This is a genomic window from Stenotrophomonas sp. STEN023 (assembly GCF_056760135.1).
On sequence record NZ_JBRREF010000040.1, the window covers coordinates 35,367 to 41,377 of the forward strand.

Annotated in this window: 6 protein-coding genes; 4 read left to right on the forward strand and 2 right to left on the reverse strand. The window is 63.6% G+C overall.

The genetic code is table 11. The annotated features are described in order from the left end of the window. Position 1 precedes the first annotated feature (1 nt). The 3 genes from ACVOLV_RS12630 to ACVOLV_RS12640 all read left to right on the forward strand — a co-directional run bounded on the left by ACVOLV_RS12630 (position 2) and on the right by ACVOLV_RS12640 (position 3,367). Positions 2–484, forward strand: a complete 483-nt coding sequence (locus tag ACVOLV_RS12630; RefSeq protein WP_481554699.1) for a nuclear transport factor 2 family protein — start codon at positions 2–4, stop codon at positions 482–484. A 182-nt stretch (positions 485–666) separates the two neighbouring features. After that, positions 667–2,004, forward strand: coding sequence for a sigma-54-dependent transcriptional regulator (locus tag ACVOLV_RS12635; RefSeq protein ID WP_481554700.1), 1,338 nt, complete (start codon positions 667–669; stop codon positions 2,002–2,004). Positions 2,005–2,014: 10 nt separating this feature from the next. Beyond that, the gene (locus ACVOLV_RS12640) at positions 2,015–3,367 is read left to right on the forward strand and encodes a sensor histidine kinase (protein ID WP_481554701.1); all 1,353 of its coding nucleotides are present in this window, start codon (positions 2,015–2,017) and stop codon (positions 3,365–3,367) included. Positions 3,368–3,513: 146 nt separating this feature from the next. Here the strand turns inward: ACVOLV_RS12640 and ACVOLV_RS12645 are convergent, their stop codons facing one another. Further along, a complete protein-coding gene (locus ACVOLV_RS12645; RefSeq protein ID WP_481554702.1) occupies positions 3,514–4,008 on the reverse strand; it encodes a GNAT family N-acetyltransferase in 495 nt (164 codons plus the stop codon). 7 nt (positions 4,009–4,015) lie between these two features. Then, the gene (gene glmU, locus ACVOLV_RS12650; protein WP_481554703.1) at positions 4,016–5,383 is read right to left on the reverse strand and encodes a bifunctional UDP-N-acetylglucosamine diphosphorylase/glucosamine-1-phosphate N-acetyltransferase GlmU; all 1,368 of its coding nucleotides are present in this window, start codon (positions 5,381–5,383) and stop codon (positions 4,016–4,018) included. 82 nt (positions 5,384–5,465) lie between these two features. Here glmU and ACVOLV_RS12655 point away from each other — a divergent pair, with 82 nt between their 5' ends. Further along, positions 5,466–5,849 carry a GtrA family protein gene (locus ACVOLV_RS12655; protein WP_481554704.1) on the forward strand — a complete coding sequence of 128 codons (384 nt, stop codon included), beginning with the start codon at positions 5,466–5,468 and terminating at the stop codon, positions 5,847–5,849. Positions 5,850–6,011: the final 162 nt, after the last annotated feature.

A 6,011-nucleotide genomic window follows, 5' to 3' on the forward strand; every position in this document is an offset into this window, starting at 1 on the left:
AATGAAAACCAAGCTGACCTGCCTGCTGCTGGGGCTCTGCTCGCTGCCGATGATGTCCGCGCAAGCCGCTGATGCCGACAACGCCAGCCTGCACGACACCATCGCCGCACTCGACCACGGCATGTTCGACAGCTTCAATCACTGCAGCGATCCGGCACAGTTCGAGAAGCACGCCGGCTACTTCGACCCGGCGGTGGAGTTCTATCACGACAACGGCGGTGTCACCTGGACCCGCGACGCCATGCTGGCGAACACCCGCAAGCATGTCTGCGGCAACTACACGCGGCAACTGCTGCCAGGCACGTTGGAGGTCTTCCCGATCAAGGATTTCGGCGCGATCGCACGCGGTCAGCATCAGTTCTGCGACCTCAAAGGCGAGCACTGTGACGGTCTGGCCGACTTCGTCATCATCTGGCGTCTGCGTGATGGCCAATGGCAGGCAACGCGGGTGCTGAGCTATGCGCACCGCCCGACGACGCCATGAACCAGGGACTGGATACGGGGCGGCACCAACCCCCAACGGGCCGCACAACAAGCTGCTCACCGTGTAGCGTTGTCGGGCTTCGATATGGCACTGTCACAACTACCAGCCAACACATTCGGTAGCGTGTAATGTGCTGACTTCAGCGTCCGCGCTGCGTCCCCAATCTTCTTCTGCGACAACTGATGCCACAGATCCTGATCATCGACGACAACACCGCCGTGGCCACCGCGCTGGATGTGCTGTTCTCCCTGCACGACATCGACACCCGCCACGCCACCTCGCCCGAGCAGGGCCTAGCGATGCTGGCCGAACATGAATTCGATCTGGTCCTGCAGGACATGAACTTCACTGCCGACACCACCTCCGGTGAAGAAGGCCAGGATCTGTTCCGGCGCATCCGCCAGGCGCATCCGGACCTGCCGGTGATCCTGCTCACCGCCTGGACGCACCTGGACAGCGCGGTGGAACTGGTCAAGGCCGGTGCCTCCGACTACCTGGCCAAGCCCTGGGATGACGGCCGTCTGCTGACCACGGTCAACAACCTGCTGGAACTGGCCGAAGCACGCCGCGAACTGGCCCGCCGCCGCGCCCGCGAGCAGCGCCAGCAACAGGCCCTGCACGACCGCTACGATCTGCGCGGGCTGGTATTCGCCGACCCCTCCAGCGAGCGCATCATCGCCCTTGCCTGCCAGGTCGCGCGCTCCGAACTGCCGGTGCTGATCACTGGCCCGAACGGTGCCGGCAAGGAAAAGATCGCCGAGATCATCCAGGCCAATTCGGCGCACAAGAAAGGTCCATTCGTCGCGCTGAACTGCGGCGCCATTCCTTCCGAACTGATCGAGGCCGAACTGTTCGGTTCCGAAGCCGGTGCCTATACCGGTGCCAACAAGGCCCGCGAAGGCAAGTTCGAGGCCGCCGATGGCGGCACCTTGTTCCTCGACGAAATCGGCAACCTGTCGCTGACCGGGCAGATGAAACTGCTGCGGGTGCTGGAAACCGGGCGCTTCGAGCGGCTGGGCTCCAACCGCGAACGACAGGTCAAAGTGCGTGTGGTGAGCGCTACCAATGCTGATCTGCCGGCGATGATCCGCGCAGGCAGCTTCCGCGAGGATCTCTACTATCGCCTCAACACGGTCGAACTCAGCCTGCCGGCGCTGGCCGAACGCCGCGAGGACATCCTGCCACTTGCGCAGTACTTCCTCGCCGACGGCAAGCCGCTGTCGGCGCCGGCGTTGCAGGCGTTGCAGCGTCATAACTGGCCGGGCAATGTGCGCGAGCTGCGCAATGTGATCCAACGCGCCGCCCTGCTTGCGCAAGGCCCGCGCATCGAAGTTGCAGACCTGAACCTGCCACGCGCGCCAGCACGTCCTACCGCACCTGCCGACGAGCCCGATCGCGAACACATTGTCAGCGCCTTGGAACGTGCTGGCGGCGTCATTGCCCAGGCCGCCGCCGAGCTGGGCCTGAGCCGACAGGCGCTGTACCGCCGCATGGACCGCCACGGCATCCCGCGCGAGTGAGCACCGACCAGTGAAAACGCGTTCCTTCACCTTCACCCTGTTCCTGCGCCTGCTGCCGGTGCTGGCGCTGGCTGCGGCCTTGCCGTGGTTCCTGGCCTACTGGATGGATCGCGGCTGGGTGGTGGTGAGCGTGTCCACCCTCCTGCTGCTGGCGGCGATGTGGTGGGCCCTGAGCCGCGCCACCGCGCCGATCCGCTCGCTGCTGCGGGCGCTGGCAGGTACCACCAGCAGTTATCGCGATGGCGAGTTCAACTTCGGCGTGCATTGGCGCGGCCATGACGAATTCGCCCAGCTGGTGCAGGCCCATGCCGAGCTGGGTGATGTGCTGCGCGAGCAACGGCAATCGCTGGTGCAGCGCGAGCTGCTGCTCGACACCATGGTGCAGAACACGCCGGTGGCGATGCTGCTGCTTACCGATGGTGGCGATGGCGTGCAACGGGTGACCTTCTCCAATACCGCCGCGCGCAAGCTGCTGCACGGTGGTTGGAAGCTGGAAGGCCAGCGCATGCATGAGCTGCTGGAGAACATGCCGATCGAGCTGCGCAATGCCATCGCCCGTGGCGGCGACAGCCTGTTCGCGGTGCGCGACCCTGACGCGGCCGAAGACGATGATGACGACGAGCAGATCTATCACCTGTCGCGCCGCGCCTTCCATTTGAATGGTCGCCCGCACGAATTGCTGCTGCTGCGCCTGCTCACCGCCGAGCTGCGCCGCCAGGAAGTGCAGACCTGGAAGAAGGTGATCCGCGTCATCAGCCATGAACTCAATAATTCATTGGCACCGATTGCCTCGTTGGCGCATTCCGGCGCCGAGCTGGTGCGACGTGGCCGCCATGATCGCCTCGAAGACATCTTCGGCACGGTCGAAGAACGCGCGCGTCATCTGGAAGGCTTCATCCGTGGCTATGCGCGCTTTGCCAAGCTGCCGCAACCACAGCTGCAGACCGTTGCCTGGAGCCAGTTCCTGCATGGCCTGCAGCAGCAGATCCATTTCCGCATGGCGCCGATGGTCGACGAGCAGTACAGCCGCCTGGATCAATCACAGTTCTCGCAGGCACTACTGAACCTGCTGAAGAATGCGCACGAAGCGGGCGCCGACAACGGTGCGCCGGATGATTCGGTGGAAGTGCGTATCGCGCGGCTGCCCAACTGGCTGCGCATCGAAGTATTGGATCGCGGCACCGGCATGAACGAGGCGGTGCTGCAGAACGCATTGATGCCGTTCTATTCGACCAAGCGCAATGGCACGGGTCTGGGTTTGGCATTGACCCGCGAGATCATCGAAGCGCACGGCGGTCGCATCTCATTGCAGAACCGCAAGGACGGCGGCCTGTGTGTGGCGATCCTGTTGCCGCACGACTAAAGCAATGCCTTTTGTAGGAGCGGCGTAAGCCGCGAAGCGGACACTGCATCCGATACAGTTACACCGAAGATCTGAAGTAACCCGGCTTCGCGGCTTACGCCGCTCCTACAAAAGCTTAAGCCGCTCCCACAAGGAATGGCTTGTACCTATGCCAACTGCCGCTGCATCGCCAGCCGCAGCTCCATTGGAAAACCTGCCGCGGCCTCCGCCGCCATCACTTCGCGCATGCCCGCGCTCCATGCATGCGATGGCCATTCGCTGAAGCCCTCGCTGGCATAGAAAGGCGCATTCCAGGCCACGTCGCCCAGAGTGGTAAGCACCGCCCGGTGATGTCCGGATGCCCTCGCCTGCTGCAATGCGTGCCGCAGCAAGGCACGGCCCAGGCCTTTGCGGCCATGCGCCGGTGCAACGTCCATCTGCTGGATATGGAAATCCTCACCGAGTACGCCTGCCATCAGATAGCCGGCCAGTTGCTGGTCACTGACGACCACCCACAGCATTCCGCGCTGCCAGGCCTGCGCGAACAACGCTGGTTCGGTTGGGCTCGCAGCAAATACCGCAGCGGCAGGATGTCCCCGCAGGCGCTCGCCCGCCTGCGCTTCGATCAATGGCAGCAGCGCGAGCTCATCGCGCTGCGGCAACCTTGGCTCAGGACTTCTTGACAGGACGCGTCCAGCCTTCAAGCGTCTGCTGGCGTGTGCGTGCCAGCGTCAATTTGCCCTCCGGTGCGTTGCGGGTGATCACCGAGCCGGCACCAATCGTAGCGCCGTCCTCGATCGTCACCGGCGCTACCAACGAACTGTTGGAGCCCACGAAGACCTTGTCGCCAATCGTGGTCTGGAACTTGTTCACGCCATCGTAGTTGCAGGTGATGGTGCCGGCACCGATATTGGTGCCGCTGCCGATCACCACATCACCAAGATAGGTGAGATGGTTGGCCTTGCTGCCTTTGCCCAACGTCGCCTTCTTGGTTTCCACGAAGTTGCCAACATGCACGCCATCGGCCAGCACGGTGCCCGGACGCAGGCGTGCGAACGGGCCAATCTGGGCCGCTCCTTCACTGATGACCCCTTCCAGATCGCAGTGCGGGCGCACTTCGGTGCCGGCACCGAGCTTGACGTCCTTCAGCCGCACGAAAGCACCAATGCTGACGCCATCGCCCAGCTCGACCTCGCCTTCCAGGATTACGTTGGCGTCGATCTGCACATCGCGACCGACCTTGACCGTACCGCGCTGATCAAAGCGCGATGGATCCAACAGCCGTGCGCCCTGCTCGCACAGCGCCTTGGCCGCACGCAGCTGCCATGCCCGCTCCAGTTGCGACAGCTGCCACGGGTCGTTCGCACCCTCGGCTTCCTGCGCATCGGCAACCAGCACCAGTTCGGCTGGCGCATACTCGTTGGCAGCAGAAGCGAACACGTCAGTCAGGTAGTACTCGCCCTGCGCGTTGCTGTTGGACAGGCCCGACAGCCAGCGACGCAGCGCTGTTGATTCGGCGGTGATGATGCCGGTGTTCACTGTGCGGATGCGCTTCTGCTCGTCGTTGGCATCCTTCTGCTCGACGATGGCCGCGACCTTGCCTTCGGCATCGCGGACGATGCGGCCATAACCGTTGGGGTCATCCAGCTCGGCGACCAACACTGCCAGACGCGGACCATTCTTCAGCAGCGCGCTCAGCGTTTGTGCGCGCATCAACGGTACATCGCCGTACAGCACCAGCACCTGCGCGGTATCGGGAACCTGTGGCATCGCCTGCTGCACGGCGTGGCCGGTGCCCAACTGCTGGCTCTGCTCGGCCCACAGCAGGTCCTGTTGATCTACGAAGGCAGCACGCACGGCTTCACCACCGTGGCCGTAGACGACGTGGATGCCGGCCGGCTGCAGTTCGCGTGCGGTAGCAATCACATGCGCCAGCATCGGCTGGCCGGCGATGGGTTGCAGCACCTTGGGCAACAGCGATTTCATGCGCTTGCCCGCGCCGGCGGCGAGGATGATGACGTGCAGCGGCTGGGTCATGCCTGGAACTTCCTTCGAGAGTCTCTGGATTCTAAGCGCATGGGGTTAGCATTGCAGGCCAACCGCCGGAGCCACCGATTCAATGAGCCTGTTCCGCCAAGGCAGCCAGTACATCGCCATTGGCCTGTTGCAGCTGCTGCTGGACTGTGCTGTTTTTGTGGCTGCGACTGCACTGGGCATGCCTGTGGCGCCGGGAAACCTGCTCGGCCGAACCAGCGGCGCCCTGCTCGGCTTCTGGCTCAACGGCCGCTACACCTTTGCCACGCAGGGTGAACAGCGCCACGGCTGGAAACGTTTTGCGCGCTTTCTTGCGCTATGGCTGCTGCTGACCGTGGTCAGCACCTGGTTGATCGAATGGGTAGCGCAGTCGCTGGGCCTGCAATACGCATGGCTGGCCAAGCCGCTGGTCGAGGTGGGCCTGGCCGGCGTGAGCTTCCTGCTGCTGCGCCAGGTGGTGTATCGATAACCACCTGTAGTGCCGAGCCATGCTCGGCAGGGGGCCTTTTACCGGCAAGCCCAACCTGTAGTGCCGAGCCATGCTCGGCAAAGGGCTTTACCAGCAAACCCAACCTGTAGTGCCGAGCCATGCTCGGCAGGGGGCTTTGCCGATAAGGCTTCTGCCGAGCAT